General features: G+C 64.4%; 27 protein-coding genes and 2 tRNA genes. 14 read left to right on the forward strand and 15 right to left on the reverse strand.

The annotated features are described in order from the left end of the window. The 9 genes from ACTG4X_RS23035 (at position 1) to hemP (ending at position 8,423) form a co-directional block, all read left to right on the forward strand. Entirely contained in the window at positions 1 to 1,005 is a 1,005-nt protein-coding gene (locus ACTG4X_RS23035) for an FAD:protein FMN transferase (protein WP_440531986.1), read from the forward strand. Next, complete coding sequence (locus ACTG4X_RS23040) at positions 1,002 to 2,366, forward strand: sulfite reductase subunit alpha (RefSeq protein ID WP_440531987.1); 1,365 nt, start codon at positions 1,002 to 1,004, stop codon at positions 2,364 to 2,366. The genes ACTG4X_RS23035 and ACTG4X_RS23040 overlap by 4 nt, the downstream gene beginning before the upstream one ends. A gap of 231 nt (positions 2,367 to 2,597) precedes the next feature. Next, the gene (locus ACTG4X_RS23045; RefSeq protein WP_307615041.1) at positions 2,598 to 4,994 is read left to right on the forward strand and encodes a catecholate siderophore receptor Fiu; all 2,397 of its coding nucleotides are present in this window, start codon (positions 2,598 to 2,600) and stop codon (positions 4,992 to 4,994) included. A gap of 91 nt (positions 4,995 to 5,085) precedes the next feature. Continuing rightward, positions 5,086 to 5,766 carry a Fe2+-dependent dioxygenase gene (locus ACTG4X_RS23050; protein ID WP_093051139.1) on the forward strand — a complete coding sequence of 227 codons (681 nt, stop codon included), beginning with the start codon at positions 5,086 to 5,088 and terminating at the stop codon, positions 5,764 to 5,766. A gap of 115 nt (positions 5,767 to 5,881) precedes the next feature. Further along, on the forward strand, positions 5,882 to 6,154 hold the full coding sequence (locus ACTG4X_RS23055) for a (2Fe-2S)-binding protein (protein ID WP_093051142.1): 273 nt from the start codon (positions 5,882 to 5,884) through the stop codon (positions 6,152 to 6,154). Positions 6,155 to 6,267: 113 nt separating this feature from the next. After that, a complete protein-coding gene (locus ACTG4X_RS23060) occupies positions 6,268 to 6,957 on the forward strand; it encodes an energy transducer TonB (protein WP_426393189.1) in 690 nt (229 codons plus the stop codon). 22 nt (positions 6,958 to 6,979) lie between these two features. Continuing rightward, the gene (locus ACTG4X_RS23065) at positions 6,980 to 7,696 is read left to right on the forward strand and encodes a MotA/TolQ/ExbB proton channel family protein (RefSeq protein WP_093051148.1); all 717 of its coding nucleotides are present in this window, start codon (positions 6,980 to 6,982) and stop codon (positions 7,694 to 7,696) included. 5 nt (positions 7,697 to 7,701) lie between these two features. Then, positions 7,702 to 8,115: an ExbD/TolR family protein gene (locus tag ACTG4X_RS23070; protein ID WP_007830740.1), complete on the forward strand. Its 414-nt coding sequence runs from the start codon at positions 7,702 to 7,704 to the stop codon at positions 8,113 to 8,115. A 95-nt stretch (positions 8,116 to 8,210) separates the two neighbouring features. Next, a complete protein-coding gene (hemP, locus tag ACTG4X_RS23075; protein WP_093051151.1) occupies positions 8,211 to 8,423 on the forward strand; it encodes a hemin uptake protein HemP in 213 nt (70 codons plus the stop codon). A gap of 182 nt (positions 8,424 to 8,605) precedes the next feature. On the opposite strand, the gene ACTG4X_RS23080 is transcribed toward hemP, so the two are convergent. Next, complete coding sequence (locus ACTG4X_RS23080; RefSeq protein WP_093051154.1) at positions 8,606 to 9,013, reverse strand: GlcG/HbpS family heme-binding protein; 408 nt, start codon at positions 9,011 to 9,013, stop codon at positions 8,606 to 8,608. Between the two features lie 164 nt (positions 9,014 to 9,177). Here ACTG4X_RS23080 and ACTG4X_RS23085 point away from each other — a divergent pair, with 164 nt between their 5' ends. Then, positions 9,178 to 9,879, forward strand: a complete 702-nt coding sequence (locus ACTG4X_RS23085) for a Bax inhibitor-1/YccA family protein (RefSeq protein WP_093077694.1) — start codon at positions 9,178 to 9,180, stop codon at positions 9,877 to 9,879. 60 nt (positions 9,880 to 9,939) lie between these two features. Here ACTG4X_RS23085 and rlmD read toward each other — a convergent pair whose 3' ends face one another. The 5 genes from rlmD to surE are packed head-to-tail and all read right to left on the reverse strand — an operon-like array spanning position 9,940 to position 14,918. Next, positions 9,940 to 11,376, reverse strand: coding sequence for a 23S rRNA (uracil(1939)-C(5))-methyltransferase RlmD (gene rlmD, locus ACTG4X_RS23090; RefSeq protein WP_097198736.1), 1,437 nt, complete (start codon positions 11,374 to 11,376; stop codon positions 9,940 to 9,942). 31 nt (positions 11,377 to 11,407) lie between these two features. Beyond that, a complete protein-coding gene (locus ACTG4X_RS23095; protein ID WP_440531988.1) occupies positions 11,408 to 12,454 on the reverse strand; it encodes a sigma-70 family RNA polymerase sigma factor in 1,047 nt (348 codons plus the stop codon). 4 nt (positions 12,455 to 12,458) lie between these two features. Further along, entirely contained in the window at positions 12,459 to 13,373 is a 915-nt protein-coding gene (locus tag ACTG4X_RS23100; protein ID WP_093051166.1) for a peptidoglycan DD-metalloendopeptidase family protein, read from the reverse strand. An 11-nt stretch (positions 13,374 to 13,384) separates the two neighbouring features. Continuing rightward, entirely contained in the window at positions 13,385 to 14,158 is a 774-nt protein-coding gene (locus ACTG4X_RS23105; protein ID WP_097198734.1) for a protein-L-isoaspartate(D-aspartate) O-methyltransferase, read from the reverse strand. A 1-nt stretch (position 14,159) separates the two neighbouring features. Beyond that, on the reverse strand, positions 14,160 to 14,918 hold the full coding sequence (surE, locus tag ACTG4X_RS23110) for a 5'/3'-nucleotidase SurE (RefSeq protein WP_093051172.1): 759 nt from the start codon (positions 14,916 to 14,918) through the stop codon (positions 14,160 to 14,162). A gap of 128 nt (positions 14,919 to 15,046) precedes the next feature. Between surE and ACTG4X_RS23115 the strand changes: the two genes are divergently transcribed. After that, complete coding sequence (locus ACTG4X_RS23115) at positions 15,047 to 16,033, forward strand: NADPH:quinone oxidoreductase family protein (RefSeq protein WP_093051175.1); 987 nt, start codon at positions 15,047 to 15,049, stop codon at positions 16,031 to 16,033. 84 nt (positions 16,034 to 16,117) lie between these two features. On the opposite strand, the gene ACTG4X_RS23120 is transcribed toward ACTG4X_RS23115, so the two are convergent. The 3 genes from ACTG4X_RS23120 to ACTG4X_RS23130 form a co-directional block, all read right to left on the reverse strand. Continuing rightward, on the reverse strand, positions 16,118 to 16,462 hold the full coding sequence (locus tag ACTG4X_RS23120) for an H-NS histone family protein (RefSeq protein ID WP_093051178.1): 345 nt from the start codon (positions 16,460 to 16,462) through the stop codon (positions 16,118 to 16,120). Between the two features lie 291 nt (positions 16,463 to 16,753). After that, positions 16,754 to 16,829, reverse strand: a tRNA-His gene (locus ACTG4X_RS23125). Positions 16,830 to 16,907: 78 nt separating this feature from the next. Further along, a complete protein-coding gene (locus tag ACTG4X_RS23130) occupies positions 16,908 to 17,540 on the reverse strand; it encodes a YbhB/YbcL family Raf kinase inhibitor-like protein (RefSeq protein WP_440531989.1) in 633 nt (210 codons plus the stop codon). 208 nt (positions 17,541 to 17,748) lie between these two features. Between ACTG4X_RS23130 and ACTG4X_RS23135 the strand changes: the two genes are divergently transcribed. Together ACTG4X_RS23135 and ACTG4X_RS23140 are read left to right on the forward strand one after the other, a co-directional pair. Beyond that, positions 17,749 to 17,997: a GlsB/YeaQ/YmgE family stress response membrane protein gene (locus tag ACTG4X_RS23135; protein ID WP_007830716.1), complete on the forward strand. Its 249-nt coding sequence runs from the start codon at positions 17,749 to 17,751 to the stop codon at positions 17,995 to 17,997. 43 nt (positions 17,998 to 18,040) lie between these two features. Then, a complete protein-coding gene (locus ACTG4X_RS23140; RefSeq protein ID WP_093051185.1) occupies positions 18,041 to 18,373 on the forward strand; it encodes a hypothetical protein in 333 nt (110 codons plus the stop codon). A gap of 12 nt (positions 18,374 to 18,385) precedes the next feature. On the opposite strand, the gene ACTG4X_RS23145 is transcribed toward ACTG4X_RS23140, so the two are convergent. From ACTG4X_RS23145 to ACTG4X_RS23170, 6 genes are all read right to left on the reverse strand, one after another. Further along, a complete protein-coding gene (locus ACTG4X_RS23145; RefSeq protein ID WP_093177055.1) occupies positions 18,386 to 19,060 on the reverse strand; it encodes a histidine phosphatase family protein in 675 nt (224 codons plus the stop codon). Positions 19,061 to 19,181: 121 nt separating this feature from the next. Beyond that, a complete protein-coding gene (locus ACTG4X_RS23150; protein ID WP_440531990.1) occupies positions 19,182 to 21,101 on the reverse strand; it encodes a SurA N-terminal domain-containing protein in 1,920 nt (639 codons plus the stop codon). 77 nt (positions 21,102 to 21,178) lie between these two features. Further along, positions 21,179 to 21,254, reverse strand: a tRNA-Val gene (locus ACTG4X_RS23155). 29 nt (positions 21,255 to 21,283) lie between these two features. Next, the gene (locus ACTG4X_RS23160) at positions 21,284 to 21,556 is read right to left on the reverse strand and encodes an HU family DNA-binding protein (protein WP_007830705.1); all 273 of its coding nucleotides are present in this window, start codon (positions 21,554 to 21,556) and stop codon (positions 21,284 to 21,286) included. 210 nt (positions 21,557 to 21,766) lie between these two features. Further along, positions 21,767 to 22,852: a tartrate dehydrogenase gene (locus tag ACTG4X_RS23165; RefSeq protein WP_093177052.1), complete on the reverse strand. Its 1,086-nt coding sequence runs from the start codon at positions 22,850 to 22,852 to the stop codon at positions 21,767 to 21,769. Continuing rightward, positions 22,849 to 23,799, reverse strand: coding sequence for an alpha/beta fold hydrolase (locus ACTG4X_RS23170; RefSeq protein ID WP_440534419.1), 951 nt, complete (start codon positions 23,797 to 23,799; stop codon positions 22,849 to 22,851). The genes ACTG4X_RS23165 and ACTG4X_RS23170 overlap by 4 nt, the downstream gene beginning before the upstream one ends. A gap of 38 nt (positions 23,800 to 23,837) precedes the next feature. On the opposite strand from ACTG4X_RS23170, the gene ACTG4X_RS23175 reads away from it, so the two are divergent. Continuing rightward, the gene (locus ACTG4X_RS23175; RefSeq protein WP_093051196.1) at positions 23,838 to 24,797 is read left to right on the forward strand and encodes a LysR substrate-binding domain-containing protein; all 960 of its coding nucleotides are present in this window, start codon (positions 23,838 to 23,840) and stop codon (positions 24,795 to 24,797) included. Position 24,798 lies beyond the last annotated feature (1 nt).

The raw sequence follows: 24,798 nt of genomic DNA on the forward strand, positions 1-24,798 counted from the left end.
TTGGGCATTTCGTTCAGCACCTGGCGCGCTGGCGGCTACGCCAACGCGGCCGTACCGCGCCCTGCCGATCCCGCGACCCTGCAGCAGTTGGGCGGACAGACCATGGGCACCACCTGGTCGCTGCGCTTCGACAATCCGCGGATGCTGCCGCTGGCGCAGGTGCGCGCGGCCGTCGAGTCGGCGCTTGGCCGCGTGATCGCGCAGATGAGCCACTGGGAGCCGGACTCGGACATCAGCCGGTTCAACCGGGCGCCGGCCGGGTCGCTGCACGTGCTGCCCGCGGAGTTCGCCGAGGTGATGCGCTGTGCTGCGCGATGGGCAGCAGCCAGCGGTGGTGCGATCGATCCGACGGTCGGTCCGCTCGTCGCTTGCTGGGGCTTCGGCCCCGAAGCGCGTGAAGGCGGCCTACCTGCTGCAAAGGCCCTGGCCGATGCGCGTGCGCGCGTCGGCTGGTCGCGGCTGGCCTTCGATTCGGTCGATGGCTCGCTGCTGCAACCGGGCGGCGTCGCGCTCGACCTTTCGGGCATTGCCAAGGGCTTCGCGGTCGACCACGGCGTCGAGGCGCTGTGCGCACTTGGCCTTGTCGACCTTCTCTTTGAAGTCGGCGGGGAGTTGCGAGGCACCGGGCAACGTCCCGGTGCGCAGCCCTGGCAAGTGCTCGTCGACGGCGACCCGACCAAGGCGCGGCGCGTTGCGCTCGCCGACATGACCATCGCCACTTCGGGCGACCGCTGGCATCGGCGCTCGCACGAAGGGCGCCACTGGTCGCACACCATCGATCCGCGCACGGGCGAGCCTGTCGCTCATGCACTGGCCAGCGTCACCGTGTTGCACGCGGAATGCATGCAGGCCGACGCGCTGGCCACCGTGCTGACGGTGCTGGGCCCGGACGAAGGATTCGACTTTGCGCAGCAGCACGACGTTGCCGCGCTGTTCGTGAGCCACGGCGACGCATCGCCTGCGGCAAAGGCCACGCGCGCGTGGCCCGCACCGGCCGGGGCATGAACGACCTCACCTTGCGCGCGCTGGGTGCGGGTTCCACCGTGGTGGCGTATGCGGCGCTTTGTGCGTCGATCTACATGCGCGAGCGCAGGCGTCAAGCCGCTGCCGCACGCGACGCCGTGGCGCTCTCGGGGAGCGGCGACGAGCCCCCCGTTCTCGTGCTGTTCGCCAGCCAGACCGGCCAGGCCGAAGCCATCGCCTGGCAGACCGCGCGGCAGCTGAGCGCCGCAGGCATGCCGGCTCGCGTGATGGAGCTGAACACGCTCGACGCCCCGACGCTTGCCGCCGCGCGGCGTGCACTCTTCATCGCAAGCACCTACGGCGAAGGCGACGCACCTGATGGCGCCAGCGTGTTCGCCGAACGCGTGATGATGGATTCGCCACCCAAGCTGCCTTCGCTGCGCTATGCCGTTCTGGCGCTGGGCGACCGCCAGTACGCCAACTTCTGCGGCTTCGGCCGCGCGCTCGACGAGTGGCTGCTTGCGACGGGCGCCAAGCGCGAGTTCGATCGCATCGAGGTCGACAACAGCGACCCTGCGGCACTGGCCGCATGGCAGGCGCAATGGGGCGATATGCCAGCGGCCGACGACAGCGCGACGACTACCAGCTTCACGCAGTGGCGGCTCGTTGCACGCGAGCGGCTCAATCAAGGCAGTGCGGGCGCACCTGTCTTCCACCTCGGACTTGTGCCGCAGGCCGGTGCGATGCCGCATTGGGTTTCGGGCGACCTGGCGCAGGTGGCGGTGGCGAGCGATCCGGCGCGCCCGCGCGACTATTCGATCTCATCCGTGCATGCCGACGGCGAACTGCAATTGCTCGTCCGGCAGGAGCAACATCCCGACGGGACGCTTGGTGCTGCGTCAGGGCTGCTCACGTCCACCCTCAGCATCGGCGACACGGTGGCCTTGCGGCTGCGGCCTCATCGGGGATTCCGCCTGGATGGCAACGAAACGCGGCCGCTGATCCTCATCGGCAATGGCACCGGCCTGGCTGGTCTGCGCGCGCACCTGCGGGCCCGTGCCGCCGCGGGCAGGCACGACAACTGGCTGGTGTTCGGCGAACGCCAGGCGGCCCACGACTTTCTTTATCGCGAAGAAATCGAAACCTGGCAGGCCAACGGCGTGCTGCAGCGGCTCGACATGGTGTTCTCGCGCGATCAGGCGGAGCGCTTCTATGTCCAGCACCGACTGCTGCAGTCGGCCGACGCCTTGCTGCGGTGGCTGCACGACGGCGCGGCCGTCTATGTCTGCGGAAGCTTGCAAGGCATGGCGTCGGGCGTGGACGCCGCGTTGCGGCAGGTTGCGGGTGAGGCGCTGGTGAATGAGCTGACAGCCGGCGGGCGCTATCGCCGCGACGTCTATTGAGGCCCGCACGCCTGCTTCAGTTGCGCGATAGCAACAGAAAGTAAAACTTTCGGATTAGAAAGTGCTCCATCTGTGTTTCGTCGTATTGAGAAGCAATATCATTCGCAGCGATTTACAAACGCTTTGTAAGTCGACTCACCCAGCCAGTCCGCCCTCGCTTCTCCAGAAAACGCAGGCCGCCAGGACATCGCCAGTCGAGTCCTGCTGCCGCCCTTTTCGGAGAAGAACTTCATGGCCTACATCAAGAGCCGCAAACACACCGTTTCGCGCGCCGTTCCACACCTCTCAGGCGCTGCCGCCGCCACGCTGATGGCCATTGCGGCCCCAGCCGCTCTCGCCCAATCGGGTGGCGCGCTGCCTGAAGTCCGCGTGCAGGACTCCACCGCCGCCGACTACAAGACCGACAACTCGTCGAACCCCAAGTTCACGGCTCCTCTGGTGAACACGCCCCAAACCATCCAGGTCATCAAGGAACAGATCATTCGCGACCAGGGCGCGACCACCCTGACCGAGGCGCTGCGCAACACGCCCGGCGTGGGCACCTTCTTCCTCGGGGAAAACGGCAACACCAACACTGGCGACGCCGTCTTCATGCGCGGCTTCGACAGCTCGAGCGCGATCTTCGTCGACGGCATCCGCGACCTGGGCTCGGTGTCGCGCGACGTGTTCAACATCGAACAGATCGAGGTCGTGAAGGGCCCGTCGGGCACCGACGTGGGCCGCACCTCGCCCACCGGCTACATCAACCTCGTCACCAAGAAGCCGAAGCTCGAAGACAGCTTCCTGGGCTCGATGAGCTTCGGCAGCGCAGACTTCAAGCGCGGCAGCGTCGACTGGAACAAGTCGCTCAGCAGCGCCAACGGCATCGGCGCGGCGTTCCGCCTGAATGCAGTAACCGAAGACGGCGGCGTGGCCGGCCGCGATTTCGTCAAGAACAAGCGCACGGCGATCGCCCCGTCGTTGGCCCTCGGCCTGAACAGCCCGACGCGTATCTTCCTCGACTACCTGCACGTCAAGCAGAACAACATTCCCGATGGCGGCGTGCCCACCATCGGCCTGCCGGGCTACAGCACGCCTGACGCCACCGCGATCACGCGCGGCCTGGCGCGCCGCACCTACCTGAACGCCGCCGCGCGCGTGGATTCGAGCAACTTCTACGGCACCAGCTCGGACTTCGACAATGTGACCGCGGACATGTTCACCGCGCGCATCGAGCACGACCTGACGCCCGACATCACCATCCGCAACACCACGCGCTACGGCAAGACCTCGCAGGACTACATGCTGACGTCGTTCATGGGCGGCGGCCTCACGGCGTCGGCAACCGGTGTCGGCCAACTGCCGGCCGCGAACGCGGGCTTCCTCAACACGGTGATCCCCACGATTCCCGCCAGCTGGACCGTCACGCGCAACCTGCCCACCAACAAGGACCAGGAAAACACGATCTTCACCAACCAGACGAGCGTGTCGGCCAAGTTCAACACCGGCAGCATCAGCCACTCGTTCAACGGCGGTCTCGAATTCATCCGCGAGAAGCAGACCGCCAACAACTACTACGCTGCGGGCTACCCCAGCGTAGGCACCACGCTGGCAGCAGCCGGTTCGTGGCCAGCCGCCAACCTGTACAACCCGAACCCGTACGTGAGCGGCTACAACCGCATTGCCAACGGCACCGGCTCGGACGGCAGCACCGACACCATCGGCCTCTACGCCTTCGACACGCTCAAGTTCAACGAGCAATGGCAGTTGACCGCCGGCCTGCGCTATGACCACTACTCGACCACGTACAACGCCACCGCGCTGACGCTGGCACGCACCGGCAACGGCCCGCAGACCTCGACGATCACGCCGACCAACCTGAAGCTGTCGGACAACCTGCTCTCCGGCAAGATCGGCCTGGTCTACAAGCCCACCGAGAACAGCAGCGTCTACGCGGCCTACGGCACCGCCGCACAGCCGCCGGGCGGCGCCAACTTCCAGCTGGCCGCCAGCGGCACCGGCAACAGCGCCGGGCGCACCGACTTCCTGCCGCAGAAGGCCAAGACCTACGAGGTCGGCACCAAGTGGGACGTGATGAACAAGCGCGTGGCCCTGACGGCGGCGCTGTACCGCACCGACGTGAGCAACGAAGTCGTGCAGGACGCGGTCTCGCAGCAGTACTTCCAGACCGGCAAGAAGCGCGTGCAGGGCGTCGAGCTGGGCGTATCAGGCGCGCTGACCGATAACTGGGGCGTGAGCTCGGGCTTCACCACCATGAACACCCGTGTGGCGAGCGGCCCCTCGGTGCTGGCCGATGGCTCGACCGCCCTCGCCTACACGCCGAAGAAGGCCTTCACGCTCTGGACCACCTACCAGTTCCCGTTCGGCCTGACTGTCGGCGGCGGCGCCCGCTACAACGGCAAGCTGCAGCGCGGCACCGACGGTGCGGTGGGAACGCCGGCGTACGTCGATTCGTACTGGGTGTTCGATGCGATGGCCTCCTATCGCATCAACAAGAACATCGACATCCAGCTGAACCTGTACAACCTGTTCGACAAGGACTACGTGGCGGCCATCAACAAGAGCGGCTACCGCTACACGCCGGGCACGCCGCGCTCGGCCAAGATCACCGCGAACTTCGCGTTCTGACGGTCCTTGCGCGCGCCGGGCTTGCCCGGTGCGGTGCGAAACTCGAGCCCCGGCCCGCGCTGGGGCTTTTCTCATTGCGGAGTTCCTGAAAATGATGCTGCATGTGCCCGAAGTGCTGAGCCCTGACCAGGTGCGTGAAATGCGCACCGCGCTCGACGCCACGCAATGGACCGATGGGCGCGAGACGGTCGGCGCACAAGGCGCGCAGGTCAAGCGCAATCGCCAGTTGCCGGAACAGTCGGCCGTCGGCCGGGAGCTGGGCAACATCGTGCTGGCCGCGCTGGCCCGACACTCGCTCTTTTTCTCGGCAGCGCTTCCGTCGCGCTTCGTGCCGCCGCTGTTCAATCGCTACGAGGGGGGCGAGCATTACGGCGTTCATGTCGACGGTGCGGTGCGCGCCCTGCCCGGCAGTGGCCAGCAACTGCGCACTGACCTGTCGTGCACCCTCTTCCTGTGCGACCCCGAAGACTACGAGGGCGGCGAACTGGAGGTGATCGACACCTACGGCTCACATGAAGTGAAGCTGCCGGCCGGCGATCTCATCCTCTACCCGGCCAGCAGCCTGCATCGCGTTCACCCTGTGACCCGGGGTGCGCGGATCTGCTCATTTTTCTGGCTGCAGAGCATGGTGCGAAACGATCAGCAGCGCAGCATGCTGTTCGAGCTCGACCAGAACATCCAGAAACTGCGCGCGCGCCTCGGCGAATGCGAGGAAACGGTGGCGCTGACCGGGCACTATCACAACCTGCTGCGGCTCTGGTCGGAGGTCTGATTCCGGGGGCACAAGATGTTGCATGAATCAGTAACACATAGTTATTGCAAATGCGATGGATTCTTATTTATAATCAACCACATCCAACAGCCAGCCAACTGCCGCTTTCACAGCCATGATCGTTTGCGTCTGCCGCCGAGTCTCCGACCGAGAAATCGCACGCCATGTGCGGGCCGGTATGACTTTTGACGAAGTGCAATTCGAACTTGGCGTGGCCACCCAGTGTGGTCAATGTGAAGGTTGTGCGCGCGATATCGTCGCGCAGTGCAGCGCTTCGCATCCGGTCGCCGCGCTGAATTGCGATTCGGGTCCGAGAGCGATCCAGCTTGCCAACTCCATCAAGGAAAGCAAGGCATGGAACTCGTCTCGGCACTCGGCGGCAGCCTGATTCTGGTCGCAGGTTCGGTCTGGTGGATCTTTCGCAAGTAGCGCGCGTGGCGTCTTCGTAGCGGTTTTGCTGCAATCGGGGCACCTTTCGCGGTGCCCGCATTCGAATGGTTGATCGTGTCTGACCGCTTTGCCCCCCCCCCATCCGTCCTTGGCCTTTCGCGCAATGTCGTCATTGCCGGCGGTGTCATCCTGTTTCACGCGGCCGCGCTCTGGGCGCTTCAAAGCGGATTACTGCGCCGCGCCGCCGAAGTGGTGATTCCCGTCGAGATACTGAGCCAGTTCGTCGAGCCACCGAAGCCGAAGGCGGACCCGCCTCCGCCGCCTCCCCCGCCGCCCCAACCCAAGGTGACCAAGGCGCCGCCTCCGCCGCGGCCCCAGGCCATTCGCGAGCCAAAGCCCACGCCGGCGCCCATGGCGCCCGTCGGCGTCACGGAACCGCCCCCACCGGCAACGCCGCCGGCACCTCCCGCTCCACCGGCGCCGCCCGCGCCACCACCTGCCCCCCCGGCGCCACCGGCCGTGCAGTTGCCGTCGAGCAATGCCGACTATCTTCAGAATCCGAAAGCCACCTACCCCGCCATGAGCAAACGGCTCGGCGAACAGGGCAAGGTGATCGTGCGAGTGCTCGTCGGTGTCGACGGTCTGCCCAAGAGCGCCGAGGTCAAGAAATCCAGCGGCTTCGATCGCCTCGACGAGGCGGCCGTGGAATACATCATGAAATGCCGGTTTGTGCCCGGCAAGGTCAACGGCGTGGTGCAGGCCATGTCCTATGACGCCCCCGTCAATTACGTCCTGAACTAATTTTTCTCTGGAGCAACTTCGTATGGATTCCCAATTTGGCTTGATGAACGTCTGGAATCAGGGCGATTTCGTCACCAAGGCCGTGGCGGTGCTGCTGGTCGGCATGTCGCTCGCGTCGTGGATCGTGATCATCGTCAAGGCACTCGATGTCGTCCGCTACAAGCGCCTTGCCAAGCATTCGCAGGACTTCTGGCACAGCGAAGACTTCGCCACCGCGCTGAACAAACTGGGCAAGGACGACAGCAACCCCTTCCGCGCGCTGGCCCTTGAAGGCCGCGAGGCGGCTGCTCACCACCGCAACACCAAGGCCCATCTGCACGATGCGCTCGACGTGAGCGACTGGATCACGCGCGCACTGCGCAATGGCATCGACGCCTTCACCGCCCGACTGCAGACCGGCCTCGCGATCCTGGCTTCGGTCGGCTCCACCGCGCCGTTCATCGGCCTGTTCGGCACTGTCTGGGGCATTTATCACGCGCTCATGAGCATCAGCTCGGCCGGCCAGGCGACCATTGACAAGGTGGCTGGCCCGATCGGTGAAGCGTTGATCATGACGGCGCTCGGCCTTGCCGTGGCCATTCCCGCGGTGCTGGGCTACAACGCACTGGTGCGCGGCAACAAGTTCGTGCTGACCAAGCTCAACGCCTTCGCCCACGACCTGCACGCCTACTTCGTGACCGGCGCCCGCGTCCAGAGCGGCAGCGGCGATGCCGTCGTGGTTCCGCTCAAGAAGGGCTGAGCATCATGGCTTTCGGAACGCAAGACGAACCCGATGAGGTGATGAACGAGATCAACATGACGCCGCTGGTCGACGTCATGCTGGTGCTCCTCATCATCTTCATCATCACCGTGCCGGTGATGAAGCACGCAGTCAACATCGACCTGCCGCGCGCTTCCAGCGAGCCAGAGCAGCCCAAACCGCAGAACATCCTGTTCAGCGTCACGGCTGACGGTTCCTACTACTGGAACGAACAGAAGATCGACGACAGCGAGCTGCCCAACCGCCTCGCCGCCGAAGCCGCCAAGGAACCGCAGCCCGAGCTGCACATCCGCGGCGACAAGGCCGTGCGTTACGAGCGCGTGGCCAAGGCGATGTCGGAAGCCCGTGAAGCCGGTGTGCGCAAGATCGGCTTCATCACGGAGCCTGAAGCGAAGTGATCTGAAATCGCAAGCCAAAAAAAGTTGATCGCGACGATTGACTTTTTATTGCGAATCATTATCATTCACTCATCGCTTCGATAAGGGAACTCCAGATGCCAGCCACACCGAATGCCTTTTCTGTCCTGAACCATCCTTCGCTCGACCAGTCGGGTGGCGGCCATGCGTCCATCCAGGCAACGCGTCCGGTGCCGATGGTTGAAAGCACGGAGCTTCTGAAAGGAAGCAAGACCGTGGGCATCATGCACAACGGTTCTCTCTACCGGCTTCAAGCCACCAAACTCGGCAAGCTGATCCTGACCAAGTAAGTCGTCCAGCCCGCCCTTCGCGCAAGTTTCATCGTGGGGCGACTCAAGGAGATTCATCTCCGAAGGGTCGTTTTTTGCTAGCCAACGGTTCGCCGACTAGCCAAGCTTTTTTTCACGCTGAAGCAGCCCAAAAGAAAACGCCGACCTCGAAGTCGGCGTTTTGCTTTGTGCGGAAGAAAAACTCAGAGGCCGAGAGCCGCAATGCCCGCCTTGGCAATCTGGGCATCTTCATTCGACTTCACGCCGCTCACGCCAACAGCGCCGATCACCTGGCCGTCCTTGACGATCGGCACGCCGCCCTCGAGCAAGCCCTGCACTTCGGGAGCCGTCAGGAACGCCGTGCGGCCGCCGTTGATGATGTCTTCGTAGACCTTGCTTTCGCGCCGGCCCATGGCTGCCGTGTGCGCCTTGGCAGGAGCGATGTGCGAAGACAGCGCCGCGGCGCCGTCCAAGCGCTGCAGCCAGAGCAGGTTGCCGGCGTCGTCCGAGATCGCGATCGTCACCGCCCAGTTGTTCTTCAGGGCCTCGGCTTCAGCCGCTGCGGCAACGGCCTTGACGTCGGCGAGTTCGAGGAAAGATTTGGTCTTCATGATGAGCTCAGTTTGCGTGAAAACCCGACAGCATAACGGCCATGCTGCCAGGGGTGTCTTCAGGGCTTGAGAACACCCCGCATACGGTCTTTGCGACACCCCCTCTTGCAGCCCCCTAGAATGCGCCCAACTGCGTCATTGCAGCAATCACAGGAGCTCCGGCCATGAACGACCGCGTCACCACCCTAGATACTTCAACAGGCTACGGCCAGCCGCTGGCGCAGGCTGAACGCCAGCGCGTACTGCGCAACACCTACTGGCTGCTTGCACTGAGCATGCTGCCCACCGTTCTGGGCGCCTGGGTCGGCGTGAGCACCGGCATCACCCGCTCGCTCACCGGTGGCCTGGGCCTCATCGTCTTCCTCGGCGGCGCCTTCGGCTTCATGTTCGCCATCGAGAAGACCAAGAACTCCGCCGCCGGCGTGCCGGTGCTGCTGGCCTTCACCTTCTTCATGGGCCTGATGCTGTCGCGCCTGATCGCGATGGTGCTCGGCTTCAAGAATGGCTCGGAACTCATCATGACGGCCTTCGGCGGCACCGCCGGCGTGTTCCTCGTGATGGCCTCGCTGGCCACGGTCATCAAGCGCGACCTGTCAGGCATGGGCAAGTTCCTGTTCGTCGGCGCGCTGGTGCTGATGTTCGGCGCCATCATCAATGTGTTCGTTGGTTCGACCACGGGCATGCTGGTCATCTCGGTGGCTGCCATCGGCATCTTCTCGGCCTACATGCTCTACGACCTGAAGCAGATCATGGACGGCGGCGAAACCAACTACATCAGTGCCACGCTCGCGCTGTACCTCGATCTGTTCAACGTGTTCCAGAGCCTGCTGGCGTTGCTGGGAATCTTCGGCGGCGAGCGCGACTGAACGAACGAACAAACGAGCGAATCGCGCTCACCAGAACAAAGGGCCCCGAGGGGCCCTTTTTCATTCCAGCTCGAAGACCGCTATCGACTCGACGTGCGCGGTGTGCGGAAACATGTTGACCACCCCCGCGAATGTGCAGCGGTAGCCCGCCTGGTGCACCAGCAAGCCGGCGTCGCGCGCGAGCGTCGACGGATTGCAGCTCACATACACGATACGCTTGGGCGGCGTCCAGCCATCGGTGCGCAACTCGGGCTGCTGATGAAGGTCGGCCATGGCCTTGGCCAGCGCGAATGCGCCTTCGCGCGGCGGATCGACCAGCCACTTGTCGGCGCTGCCGTCGGCGACCAACATCGCCGGCGTCATGTCGAACAGATTGCGCGCCACGAAAGTTGCAGGCGACAACGCACGGCGGGCCGACGTTGCGGGCTGATTTCGCTTGAAGTTGTCGGTCGCGCGCGCCACCAGCGTGTCACTGCCCTCGATGCCCAGCACCTCGCGCGCCTTGCTCGCCAGCGGCAGGGTGAAGTTGCCGAGGCCGCAGAACCAGTCGATCACGCGCTCGTCCGACTGCACGTCGAGCAGGCGCAGCGCCTTGCCCACCAGCGCCCGATTGATGTGCGGATTGACCTGCGTGAAATCGGTGGGCTTGAAGGGCATCGTGACGCCGAACTCCGGCAACCGATACGCCAGCGGCGTGCCGCCCTCTTCCAGCAGCTTCACGGTTTCCGGCCCCTTGGCCTGCAGCCACCACTGGACGCCTTCGTTATCCGCGGCAAAGGCCTTCAACCGATCGATGTCCGCACGCGAGAGCGGCTCGAGGTGACGCAGCACCAGGGCGATCGTGCCGAGCCGCGTGGAATCGGGTGCGTCACCGCAGGCCAGTTCGATCTGCGGGCATGTCTCGCGCGCATCCATCGAACCGATCAACGCGCGCAGCGGCATCAGCATCTCGCTGACCTGCTTCGGCAGCACCGGGCACACCTGCATGTCGGCCAGGTAGCGGCTCTTGCGCTCGTGAAAACCGATCAGCACCGTGCCCTTCTTGACCACATGGCGCACCGAAAGACGCGCACGGTAGCGGTAGTGCCAAGCCGGCCCTTCGAGCGGCCGCAGCAGGTTCTCGGGTTTGACCTTGCCGAGGTGCCACAGGTTGTCTTCCAGTGCGCGCTGCTTCACGGCCACTTGAGCGGCAGCATCCAGGTGCTGCATCTTGCAACCGCCGCAGGCGCCCGTGTGCAGGCCGAAATGCGGGCAGCCCGGGCGCACCCGCTGCGACGATTCGCGGCGGATGGTCGTGACCGTGCCCTGCTCCCAGTTGTTCTTGCGGCGATGGACATTGAACTGCACTTCCTCGAAAGGCAATGCGCCTTCGATGAACACGACCATGCCGTCGGCCTTGTGCGCCACGCCCTGCGCATCGAGGTCAAGAGACTCGACCTGCAGCCATTCTTCGCCGGGATTCGTGGGGACTTTCTTTTCTTCGATGGATTCCGTCATCCCCCGATTGTCTCAGCGTGGCCGGCCCCCCCTAGAACAGCGCGTCGCGGCCCACGCCCGAACGGGCCAGTTGGCGGCGCATCTTGGCCAGCGCCTCGTTCTGGATCTGCCGTACACGCTCGCGCGTGAGGCCGAGGCGCACGCTCAGCACCTCCAGCGTTTCGGGCTCGCGGTCGTGCAGGCCATAGCGCCCCTCCAGCACCTCGCGTTCGCGCGCATCGAGGGCGTGCACCCATTGGTCGAGCAGGCGTTCCACCTCGTGCGTGTGCGCCACGCCAGTCGGACTACTCTGCTCGTCTTCAGAAGCCACGGTATCGGCCAGCGTGAAGCCCTCGTCTCCCCGGGCATCGCCCGCATCCAGCGAGCGCGGGGCCTCGGACAGGGCAAGCAGGTCGGCTACCGCCTGCACCTCGCGGCCCAGCAGCGCGGCAATGTCTTCCACGCGCACGCCGTCGGGCCGGTGCGCAAGGAATTCGGCGTCGCCTTCGAGGGTGCGGCGAGCCCTCAGAACTTGCTGCAGTTCGCGCACCACATGCACCGGCAGCCGGATCGCACGCGCCTGCGTCATGACAGCGCGCTCGACAGACTGGCGGATCCACCAGGTCGCATACGTGGAAAAGCGAAAGCCGCGTTCGGGCTCGAACTTGGTGATGGCGTGCATCAGGCCAAGATTGCCTTCCTCGATGAGGTCGGACAGCGGCACGCCCCGGCCCAGGTAGCTCTTGGCGATGTTGACCACGAGCCGCAAGTTGTGCTCGATCATCGATTGGCGCGCGGCGAAGTCGCCAGCCCGCGCGGCGCATGCAGTCTGGTATTCCTGCGCGGGCGTGAAGAGCTCGGTGCGCCGGACCTGGCGCAGGTAGATGGTCAGCGCATCCGCGCCCTCGCCGCCAATCAGTTCGCTCGCGACGCCATTGGGCAGCGCGGTGTCTGTCGACGACGGATCCACGCCTTCTTCTTGGGGACCAGCGCTCTCGCTGGTGAACTCGCGCTGACCCTTGCTGGAAGATGGGCTGCTGCCCCTGCCCGCCGACCCGCGCACAGGCAACAGCGTGCGGCGGGGGCGGGAGGCAGCCATGGCATCACCGGCCGGGCAGGTAGCGCGAAGGATCGACGGGCTTGCCCTGGCGGCGAATCTCGAAATGCAGCTTCACGCGATCAGCATCGCTGTTGCCCATCTCGGCGATCTTCTGGCCCTTCTGAACCGACTGGTCTTCCTTCACGAGCAGCGTCTGGTTGTGCGCATACGCCGTGAGGTAGGTGTTGTTGTGCTTCAGGATGATCAGGTTGCCATAGCCGCGCAGACCTGCACCCGCATAGACCACACGACCGTCGGCGGCGGCCAGCACGGGGTCGCCCGCCTTGCCGCTGATGTCGTAGCCCTTGTTCTTGGCTTCGTCGAAACCCGCGATCAGCGAACCGCTGGCAGGCCAGATCCAGCCGAGGTCTTCATCACCCGAGTTGCCGCTGCCAGGACTGGCTGGGGAAGCCGTAACCGGGGCCGGTGGCTTGCTCGCACCGCTGGCAGGCGTCGTGGGCACCACCGCAGGCTGCGGCGTCACAGGCTTCGTGACCGCACCTTCGGAAGAAGTGGCCGGAGGCGTCGCGGGCGCGGCCGCAACAGCCGTTCCCGAACCAACTGGCGGAATCACGCGCAGCACCTGGCCGACTTCGATCAGGTCTGGGTTATCGATGTTGTTCCAGCGAACGATGTCCTGCCAGCGCTGGCCGGTTTCATTGCCGATACGGCGGATCGTGTCGCCCGGGCGCACAGCGTAGTAGCCAGGCTTGCCATAGTTTTCGATACCGGCGAGTGGCTTGCCGTTGGCATCTGTGGTGATGGGCGGGCCGCCGGGCACTGCTGCGCCTGGCGCGCGCGTCATGGTGCCGCGGTCTTCGACCGGTGCCGGCCCACGCGGTGTGGAACAGCCCGCGATCACGAGCACAAAGGCCAACGTGACGCCAGCGAACCAACTCCGATTGCCAAAACCCTGCATTTGTTATTCCTTCAAGCGATACCTGATTTTAGGGGGACAAAGTGAACCGCCTCAAGAATGAGCCGCTCCAGTCCCCGTGAGGTCTTGTCGATGACGACAAGGGCTTGACCACCACTCGCTGATTGGGTCGGCGCCACGATGCGGCCGCCCACCGCGAGCTGCGCAATCCAGGCCTCGGGCACCGCCTCGCCGCCTGCCGCGGCAATGATGCCGGCATAGGGCGCGCCCTTGGCATAGCCGACCATCCCGTCGCCCAGCATCAGGTGCACCGTGGCCAAACGGAAGTGCCGCAGGTTGGCGCGCGCTCGCTCGTGCAGGCCACGCAGGCGCTCGATGCTGTAGACCTCGGTCGCAACATGATTCAGCACGGCCGCCTGGTAACCGCAACCGGTGCCGATCTCGAGCACGCGGCCCAGTTTGTCCTGCGGCTTTCCTGCCAGTGCGGGTGCACCCATCAGCAGCTCGATCATGCGGGCCACCACGTTGGGCTTCGAAATGGTCTGTCCCAACCCGATCGGCAGGCTCGTGTCCTCGTACGCCTGGTTGACCAGCGCACTGTCGACGAAACGATGACGCTCCACGGCGCCCATTGCGCGCAGAACGCGCGGATCGGAAATTCCTTGTGCCGCGAGCCTCTGCACCATGCGCGCGCGCACAGCATCAGATGCCATCGAGGGCGTGGAGTGCACCAAGGGCTTGGCCGGCGCGGCGGGCATGCGCCCACGCGTGGCGGCAGAAGCAGTAGGTGTCAGGCGAACGGGGAAACTGGGCCGCTGTGTGGCCATGTCAGTTGCCGAGACGGGCCACCGTCTCGCGCCATTGGCCGAGGTTGGCGTGGTCGGTCAGGTCGATCTGCAGCGGTGTCAGCGCGATGTGGCCGGCTGCAGTGGCATGGAAGTCGGTGCCTTCGCCGCTGTCCTTGGCACCGCCCGCGCCGGCGATCCAATACATGGTCTCGCCGCGCGGACTGTCCTGCGTGATCACCTTCTCCGCCGCGTGGCGGCGGCCGAGCCGGCAGACCTTGACGGGCTTCAACTCGTCGAAAGGCAGGTTCGGCACGTTCACGTTGAGCAGGAAAGCACCGCCGTCGAGCATGCGTTCGCGTTCGATCTGCTGCACCAGCCGACGCGCCACCTGGGCGGCCGCATCCACATGTGCCCAGCCCTTTTCGATCTGCGAGAACGCAATGGCCGGAATGCCGAACAGATAGGCCTCCATCGCCGCACCGACCGTGCCCGAATAGATGGTGTCGTCGCCCATGTTGGCACCGTTGTTGATGCCGGAAACCACCAGGTCGGGCCGATAGTCGAGCAGGCCCTTGAGCGCAATGTGCACGCAGTCGGCCGGGGTGCCGGTCACATAGCGAAAGCCGTTGTGCGCCTCGCGCACGTAGAGCGGTGCCGCCAGGGTCAGCGCGTTCGACTTGGCGCTGTTGTTGTGCTCGGGTGCAACCACCTCGACCTCGGCGATGTCCTTGAGCGCGTCGTGCAGCGCGACGATGCCCGGCGCCTGAAAGCCATCGTCGTTGGAAATTAGTATCTTCATGGTGTCCTGGATGCGCTCAGATTGTAGGCGTCGGGTGCGTCGCAGCAGGGACAAGCCCACCCCACCGCGCCACCTATCATCGCCCGCATTCATTGGCCGAACATTACCTACCCGAAGGAGACCCGAGCATGCACGCATGGCTTTGCGAAAACCCCACCGGCGTCGACGCGCTGACCTGGAAAGAACTGCCGACACCGACACCGGGCCCGGGTCAGGTGCTGATCGAAATCAAGGCGGCGAGCCTGAACTTCCCCGATCTGCTGATCGTGCAGAACAAATACCAGATGAAGCCGCCCCTCCCCTTCGTGCCGGGCTCTGAATATGCGGGCGTCGTCCAGGCGGTCGGCGATGGTGTCACGCACCTCAAGGTCGGGCAGAACGTGGCCTGCCTTTCGGGCACGGGCGGCTTCGGCACCCACACGCTGGCGCCAGCCGCGCTGTGCATGCCACTGCCTGAAGGCTTCGGCCACGTCGATGCGGCGGCCTTCATCATGATCTATGCCACATCGTGGCATGCACTGATGGACCGCGCGCAACTCAAGGCCGGCGAAACCGTGCTGGTGCTCGGCGCGGCCGGCGGCGTGGGCACGGCGGCCATCCAGATCGCAAAGGCTGCAGGGGCCAAGGTGATCGCGGCAGCCTCCACCGACGAGAAATGCGAGCTTTGCCGTTCCATCGGCGCCGACGCGACGATCAACTACACGACACATGCGCTGCCCAACGGTTTTCGCGACGCCATCAAGGCCGCCACCGATGGCAAAGGACCGGACGTCATTTACGACCCGGTGGGCGGTGATTTTGCAGAGCCGGCCTTTCGCTCCATCGGCTGGCGCGGCCGTTATTTGGTCGTCGGTTTTGCGTCCGGCCCGATTCCGTCGCTGCCATTGAATCTGACGCTGCTGAAAGGCGCTTCGCTGGTCGGCGTGTTCTGGGGCGATTTCGCCAAGCGAGAACCCAAGGCCAATGCACAGATGATGGCGGAATTGGCGCACTGGTACGGTCAGGGAAAGATCAAGCCAGTGATCGACAGCACGATGCCGATGGCGGAATTGAAGGCCGCATACGCCCACATGGGTTCGCGCGGCGTTAAAGGAAAACTGGTGATGGTGAACTGAGCGCGTCACCCCTCAACGCCCAATAAAAAAGCCCGCGCATGCGGGCTTTTTTATTGGGCACCTGCCCAGCGAAAACAGGGGCACTTACTTGATCTCGTAATCAGAAAGCGACTTGCCTGCGGCCAATGCCTCAGTCACCCAACGCGGCTTGCGGCCACGGCCACCAGACCAGGTTTCGCCCGTCGGGCCGCGGTATTTGGCGGCAGCCTTGGCCGGAGCGGCTCCCGCACTGCGCTTGGCCGCGCCCACACGGCCGGTAAGTTTCAGATCGGAAGCCGTCAAACCGTATTCGGCGATCTTCTTGCGCAACTCTTCAACCACGCCTGCGCGTTCCTGGTTGCGCAGGTCTTCAGCCTGCTTGCGCAATTGCGCAATCTGCTCGTCATGCTTCTTGATCTGGGAATTGATATCGGCGAGGGTCGAAGCCATTGTTGGACTCCTGAAATTGAAAACGGGTGGATTTTAATTCAGTTTACATTTGCCACAAGTACCTTACCGAGCGAAAAAAATGGCGGCGCATTGCATTAATGCAACAACTCGCAACGTAAAGCGCACCACTTTGGACGCGTTATATGCGAGTGAGATGGGGAAAAGAGTCTGCGGCGCGCAGGCAGAAGAAGAAGTTGCGGCGGCCAGAAATGGCAACGCCGGGGCAAGCCCGGCGCTGTGATCCTTTGAGTGCTATTGCGCAATAGCACAAAGGAGATATGAGATATTTTTTGGGGTGGCTGATGGGACTCGAACCCACGACGACCAGAATCACAATCTGGGACTCTACCAGCTGAGCTACAGCCACCGCAGAGCCTACGATTGTAGCGTTAAAAATCGCGGTTTTGACGGCAGCAATCAATGGCGAGGCTTGAAAGCCACATTTTCACCCGGCCGCCATTGGCCCGCCCGGGGTCACACCCTCCTGAATCTTGATCGAGCCATCAGATCTCTCGTGCGTGCCGATCAACAGTCCGCTGGCAATAGCGTGTTCGTGCAAGGCATCGACGATCTCGTCGCGGCCGGGAGTGTCTGAAAGCTCCGGAACGCTTCCAAGCGCAAACAACTGGAACGCGTATCGATGGACCCCGTGCCCAGGAGGCGGATCGGGCGGCAGCCAAGCTGCCTGCAGCGTCGAATTGCGCCCAACGTGCAATCCCGCGCCCTCATTACCCTGACTGGGAATGGCAGCCTCGGCCAGCGCCCCGCTGTCCACCGCAAGATTCACCACGATGGCATGCACCAGCGGATTCGGCGTGGGTGAATCGGCGTCTTCCACGATAAGCAGCAACGACGCCGCGCCAGCCGGCAAGCCGGTCCACTGGAGCGGCGGCGATACGCCTTCTCCATCAGCGGTATAGCGCCTCGGCAGCGGCGCATGGTCCGCAAAGGCCACACTGGTGAGCGCAATGGAGGCCATCCCTTCCCGCATGCCGAGAGTGTTGAAGACGATGTTGTCCAGGCCGGCGCGCACACCCTGCAGCGCCTGGCCGATGACTTCGGGCAGTTTTTCGAGCATGCGAACGGTGTATCGCGGCGCTGGCAGCGGACCTGTAGGACGCGGCGCAGCCTCCACGTCACGAAGTCCGGCACAAATTCTCGTGTGCCTGTTCGATGTGCGTCGCCGGCACCGACACGCATATCGCTCCGCTATCATGAATGCGGCCCGCGCAGACGGGCATGGCTTCTGGCCACTTCCACCACTTCACCACCAAAGGAATTTCTTCATGAGCATCGTCTGGACTATTCTGATCGGGTTCGTCGTGGGTCTTGTGGCACGGGCCGTCAAGCCGGGCGACGACTCCGCGGGCTTCATCGTCACCACCATCATCGGCGTCGCAGGCTCGCTGATCGTCACGTACGTCGGCCAATCGCTGGGCTGGTACACCGCCGGCCAGGGCGCTGGCTTCATCGCCTCCGTGCTGGGCGCGATCGTGCTGCTCATCATCTACGGCCTGATCAAGCGCAAGAGCTGATGCGAAAAAGGGGCCGTGCCGCTCCGCGCGCACGGCCACCGTGATGCCCCGCAAACCACGCGCCAAGCATCATGTCTATGTGGTCGAACTCGACGACCGCGTATGGAACAACGGCCGCTTCAGGCGCGCCAACCCCGACTACCAACTCGGCAAGCCCTTCGTCTACGTCGGCATGACCGGCCTGGACCCCGACATCCGTTTCGACAAGCACAAGGCCGGCATCCAGGCCAACACCTTCGTGCAGGAGTTCGGCCTTCGCTTGCTGCCCGCGCTCTACGAACGCTACAACCCGATGACCTACGAGGACGCGCGCCTGATGGAGGTCGACCTCGGCATCGCGTTGCGCAAGGCCGGCTACGGCGTCTGGCAGGCCTGATGCGGCAAGCCTTCAGGAGTAGGTGATCCAGTCTTCATACGCCGGACCATCCAGGTGCGGCAGCGTGTTGTAGGTCACGAGCATGTGCCGCTTGGGCGTGAAGGCGAACTCGGTCACCGACGTATTGCGGATGCGCAGGTTGAGCTCGATCGTCGTCTCGGCGCTCGTACCGAGCACATGCCCCACCGCCGTGCTGATCGGCCCCCCGCTCGACACCACCAGTACCTTCGCACCATGGTGCTTGTCACGCACGTGGTCGAGCGCCGTCGTCACTCCAGCCAGAAAGTCGACATAGTTCGGCATGCCGACTGGCGCCGTCTTGCCCTGCATCCACGCGCTCAACCCTTCGCGCAGCAGGCGGAAGTGGTGACGGTACATCTCGGGCGAATCGGGCTTCTGCAGCTGGCCTTCGTGGATGGTGGCGATGACCGCTTCGCTGTCGTACTCGTTGAGGCCGGGCCACGGCAACACGTCGTCGCGCTCGAGACCAAGGCCCTTGGCGATGCCTTCCCACGTCTGGCGATGGCGCTTCAACGTGCCGGTGATGACGGCATCGAACTTCATGCCGCGCTCACGCCAGTACTCACCGAGGCGAACAGCTTGGCGATGTCCGAGTTCGCTCAGGTTGTCATAGTCGGCAGCGCCAAAGCTGGCCTGCCCGTGGCGCACGAGGTAGAGGGTTCCCATGCACGGGATTCTGGCAAGAAGCGAAGACGCCGCTTGTCCCTCGTGCGACCAATTCGCGCGGCCATGAAAAAAGCCCGAGCCTTTGATTGGCTCGGGCTTTGTCTGGCGACGCTCGTGTGTATCAGCGGCCCGCAGCAGTCGGCAGGGTTTCTGCCGGCTTCGGCACCAGGATCTCAGCCTTGAAGCGGTCCTTCAGCATGTTGTAGTAAGCGGCATCTTCAGCCGCGGACACGGACTGGCCGACCTGCGCCTGCTCCTGTTTTGCGAGCTCGGGTGGCGGCGGCGTACGCGGAACAATCTTGGTCACGCGGACCACGGAATAGCCCTGCGCGCCGAGGTCCACGCCCACGATCGCGGGAAGCTTGGAGCCATCCGCACGCAGCGCGGCGTCGATGACCGGCAGCGGCTGCGATTGCGCGTCGCGGCGCGACACCGTCACGGGTGCGCCGAAAGTCGCGCCGTCCGCCTTGGCGGTCCACGCGGCGAGCTTGGCCTCACCCTCGGTCTTGGCCAGCACCGCAGCGCGCTCGGTGACAAGCTGCGCACGGATCTTGTCCTTCACGTCGGCCAATGGCACCGGGTGCGCCGGCGTGTACTTCGTCACGCGGCCCGAAGCAAGCTGGCTGGGGCCGACTTCGATCGCTTCAGTGTTCTGCTTGCGATCGAGCGAGTCGGCTGCGAACAGCGCGCTCAGGAAGTTGCGGCTGGCCAGCGGACCGGTGGCGCCCGGTGCAGGCAGGCGCGCGACGTTGTCTGCCGTCTTGATCGTGAGCTTCAGCTTGTCGGCCGCCGGCTTGAGGCTCTCGGGCGACTGGTAGACGGCATCGGTGAATGCTTCGGCAGCCTTCGCGAACTCCTGGGTCGCCTGCTGCGAGCGCATGTCGTTCTCGATGGTCGCGCGTACCTGCTCGAAGGGCGGCACCTGCGCCGGTTTGATCTCGTTGAGCTGAACGATATGGAAGCCAAACTCTGACTCGACTAAGTTGCCAATTTCGCCCTTCTTGAGCGCAAATACAGCATCGTCCAATTGCTTGGCAATGAGACTCCCCTTTGGCCCCATGTCAAGCTGACCACCATTTTTCGCCGTCAGATCATCTTGCGAGTTTTTCCTGGCCAAGTCGGCGAAAGTGTTGGGCGCCTTCTTCACATCGGCCAGCAGTTGCTCGGCCTTGGCCTTTGCCTTTTCGCGGTCGGCGGCAGACATGCTGGCCGGCGCGGTGATCAGGATGTGGCTGGCGCGGCGCTCTTCCTTGGTGCCGAAGCGCGAGGCATTCTGTTCGTAATAGGTCTTGAGGTCGGCCTCGTTCACGACGACGTTCTTCTTGGCCGCCTCGAGGTCGAGCACGAGGTATTCGATGCTGGCCTGCTCGGGCGCCTGAAACTGTGCCGTGTGGTCCTTGTAGTAGGTCTCGATGTCGGCATCGCTCACCGTCACCTTCGATGCGAAGCTCTCGGGGCTGAAGCGGGCCACCTGGATTTCGCGGCTGTCGTAGAAAGCGTTGATGGTGGTGGCGGCCAGTGCCGGCGGCGTGAAGGCCGTGCCCGAAACGCCCAGCAGCACTTGCTGCGTTGCCATGTCGGAGCGCACCGACGCTTCGTACTGTTCAGGCGTGCGACCGGTCACACGCTGGAAAGCATCGCGGTCGAATTTGCCGTCGGGTGTACGGAACGCAGCCAGGCCAGTGTCCTGCGCAAACATGCGCGACAGGCGGTCTTCAGACACCGTCATGTTGGCCTTGGCAGCCGCTGCGGCCAGCACGCGGTCGCGCACCATGCGTTCCAGAGTGGCGTAGCGCAAGGCATCGGAGTCAAGCAGCGTCGGGTCGACGTTGGGCGATTGCTGGCGAATGCGATCGGTCTCAACGCGGTGCTGCTGATCCCATTCGGGCTTCGTGATGTCGTGGCCCTCGATGCGGGCTACCTTCTCGTCGCGACCGGAGCCCTGGTAGCGCTCGACACCGAAGAGCACGAACGAGGGAATGATCAGCAAGAACAAGAAAATCATGACGATCTTGTTGTACTTGCGGAAGAAATCAAACATGCTTGAACACTCTTTTTCGACGGCTGTCGGACGGCAATAAAAAAGGCGAACTTGTGGTTCGCCTTTGCATCGGGTGGTGGTGGGTGCTGAGGGGCTCGAACCCCCGACCTACGCCTTGTAAGGGCGCCGCTCTACCAACTGAGCTAAGCACCCCACCGGGAATACTTTCCGAGTCTAACGTCTTAGTTCAGCGCGTCTTTCAGCGCCTTGCCTGGACGGAACTTCGGAATCTTGGCTGCCTTGATTTTAATCGCGTCGCCGGTACGGGGATTTCGGCCGGTGCGGGCCGCGCGTTTGCCTACTGCGAAAGTGCCGAAACCGACGAGCGAAACGGAGCCGCCCTTTTTGAGCGTGGTACGAATGGCGCCGATGGTGGATTCGAGCGCACGGGTCGCTGCGGCTTTGGAAATATCGGCGTTCTTTGCGATGTGCTCAATCAGTTCGGTCTTGTTCACAAGGGCCCCTTGTAGAAAAAAAGTTGGTCGGCTTCCGTCAGCTGCGACCTGGCCGCAAACGGTGCGACTCAAGAGCCTGGCAGGCCTGACGCCTCGGCAGCGCACTGCCAGCGAGGATTACAACCACTGGTCTGCAGGGTGTCAATAAGACACAGAGCCATGCCGATCAGCGGAGCGCGCGATTTTAGGGGCCTTTCGTGAACTCCTTTTTCAAAGCGCCTCGGCGATCGCCTTGCCGAGGTCGCTGGTGCTGGCCGTCCCGCCGATGTCCGGGGTGCGTGGTGCTCCGCTTTGGGGCGCGAGCACCTTCTCGATGGTCGAAAGAATGGCGTCGTGCGCCTGCTTGTGGCCCAGAAACTCCAGCATCATCGCGCCGCACCAGATCTGCCCGATCGGGTTCGCGATGCCCTTGCCGGCGATGTCGGGCGCCGAGCCATGCACCGGTTCGAACAGCGAGGGCATGGTGCGCTCCGGGTTGAGATTGGCGCTCGGCGCGATGCCGATGGTGCCGGTACAGGCCGGGCCCAGGTCCGACAGGATGTCGCCGAACAGGTTGCTCGCCACCACCACGTCGAAGAAGTCGGGCCGCTGCACGAAGTGCGCGGTGAGGATGTCGATGTGGAACTTGTCGAGCGTGATGCCCGGGTAGTTCTTGCCCATCTCGGCCACGCGCTCGTCCCAGTACGGCATGGTGATCGAGATGCCGTTCGACTTGGTGGCGCTGGTCAGATGCTTCTTCGGCCGCGATTGAGCGAGCTCGAACGCGAACTTCAGTACCCGGTCGACGCCCACGCGCGACATCACGGTTTCCTGCACCACGATCTCGCGCGGCGTGCCCTGGTACATGCGCCCGCCGATGCTGGAGTACTCGCCCTCGGTGTTCTCGCGCACGATGTACATGTCGATCTCGCCGGGCTCGCGCGGCGTGCCGTCGCGCCGCACCACCGGGGCGATGATGCCGGGCATCAGGCGTGCCGGACGCAGGTTGACGTATTGGTCGAACTCGCGGCGGAACATCAGCAGCGAGCCCCATAGCGACACGTGGTCGGCAATCTTCTCGGGCCAGCCGACCGCGCCGAAGAAGATGGCGTCGTGCCCGCCGATCTGGTCCTTCCAGTTGTCGGGCAGCATCTGGCCGTGCTTCTCGTAGTAGTCCCAGCTCGAGAAATCGAAGTGGTCGAACTTCAGGTCGATGCCAAATTTGCGCGCCGCGGCATCGAGCACGCGCACGCCCTCGGGCATGGTTTCCTTGCCGATGCCGTCGCCGGCGATGACTGCGATTCTGTGGGTGCTCATGAGTTGGCTCCTGCGTGTGCGTGTTGTAGAGGTAGAAAGAATGCCTGGGCCTCGGCGAGCAATTCGTCCGGGGCCTCTTCGGGAACGTAGTGGCCGCACGGCAAGGCGCGGCCCGACACATCGGTGGCGCGGTCGCGCCACAGCGCGAGCACGTCGAAGGCCTTGCCGACTGCACCATGCTCGCCCCACAGCACGCACAGCGGCTGCGCCAGCTGCCCGCCGGCGGCGATGTCTTCGCGGTCGTGCACGAGGTCGATGGTGGCGGAGGCGCGATAGTCCTCGCAGATGGATTCGGCGGTGCCCGCGATGGCGGCGCAGCGTTCGTATTCGGCCAGCACCTCGGGCGCAAAAGGCGCGAGGCCAGCATGCCGCCCACCCATTACGCTGCGCACGTAGCGCACGGGGTCGGACGCAATCAGCGCCTCGGGCAGCGGCGGCGGCTGAATCAGGAAGAACCAATGCCAGTAGGCCTTGGCAAATGCTTCGGAAGTCTGCTCGTACATCGCGAGCGTGGGTGCAATATCGAGCAGCAGCATGCGCTCGACTGCTGCGGGATGGTCCATCGCGAGCCGATGAGCCACACGCGCGCCACGGTCGTGCGCCAGCACGCCGAAGCGCTCGAAGCCGTGATGCCGCATGGCGGCGAGTGCATCGAGCGCCATCTCCCGCTTGCTGTAGACCGCGTGTTCGGCATCGGCCGCCGGCCGGCCCGAATCGCCGTAGCCGCGCAGGTCGACCGCGACCACCGTGAACCGCTCCATCAATGCCGGCGCCACGCGATGCCAGATCGCATGTGTCTGCGGATGACCGTGCAGCAGCAGCAAGGGAGCCCCGCTCCCGCCGATACGGCCGTGGATGCGCACGCCTTTGCGCTCGATGTCGAAAGTGGGAAGGGAAAGAAATGAGGCCGTCACGGGAACGATTGTGCGTTGCGCCTCGACGATCATCAAGCAACAATCAGCCAATTCATACTTTCCGATTTGGCATGAATCAACCCTCGATGGACCGCGGCGACCTCGCACTGGTGCTGGCCATTCGCGACCACGGCAGCCTGGCGGGTGCGGCAGCCACGCTCGATGTCGTGCCCTCCGTCATCACCAAGCGGCTGGGCGCGCTCGAAGCCCGCCTGGGCCAGCGCCTGTTCGACCGCACCACCCGGCGGCTCAGCGTCACCGCCGAAGGCGAGGCGGTCTGCCTGCATGCGCGAACACTGCTCGACGGCTTTGCCGCACTCGAAAGCGAGCTCGGTGAACGCCAGAACGAGCTGACCGGCACAGTCCGCCTGGCCGCGACATTCGGCTTCGGCCGGCGCTGGCTCGGACCGGCGGTGGCGGCCTTTCAGGCGCGGCACCCTGCGCTGCAGATCGAGCTGATGTTGACCGAGCAACTGCCCGACCTCGGCGCCGAAGGCTACGACGGCGCGGTCTGGCTCTGGGCCGTGCAGCAGCGCCATGCGGCCGACTGGGTCTCGCGGCGCATCGCGCGCAACCAGCGCGTGCTGGCGGCGTCGCCCGGCTACCTGAAGCGCCGTGGCACGCCGGCCACCGTCGAGGCACTGGCTTCGCACGATTGCCTGGTCGCCCGCGAGAACGGCGATGCCAGCCAGCGTCAGTACGCGCTCTGGACCCTGCGCCATGCGCGCGACGGCAGCACGGCGCGCGTGCGTGTTCAAGGGCCGCTGGCCAGCAACTCGGGCGAGATGGTGCGCGACTGGTGCGTGGCCGGGCACGGCGTCATGCTGCGCAGCCTGTGGGACATCGCACCGCAACTCGCGAGCGGCGAACTCGTGCGCGTGCTGCCGCAATACGCGATGGCGGAAGCTGACATCCACTGGATCGCGCCCTGGCGGCCGAAGACGCCGCGCCGCGTGCGCCTGCTGGTCGATCACCTCGTGGAGCAGTTCCGCGGCGAGCCCTGGAAGCCCGGCAAGGCCGGCGCACGTTAAG

The organism is Variovorax sp. YR566, assembly GCF_051992195.1.
In the GTDB taxonomy this organism is placed as follows: domain Bacteria; phylum Pseudomonadota; class Gammaproteobacteria; order Burkholderiales; family Burkholderiaceae_C; genus Variovorax.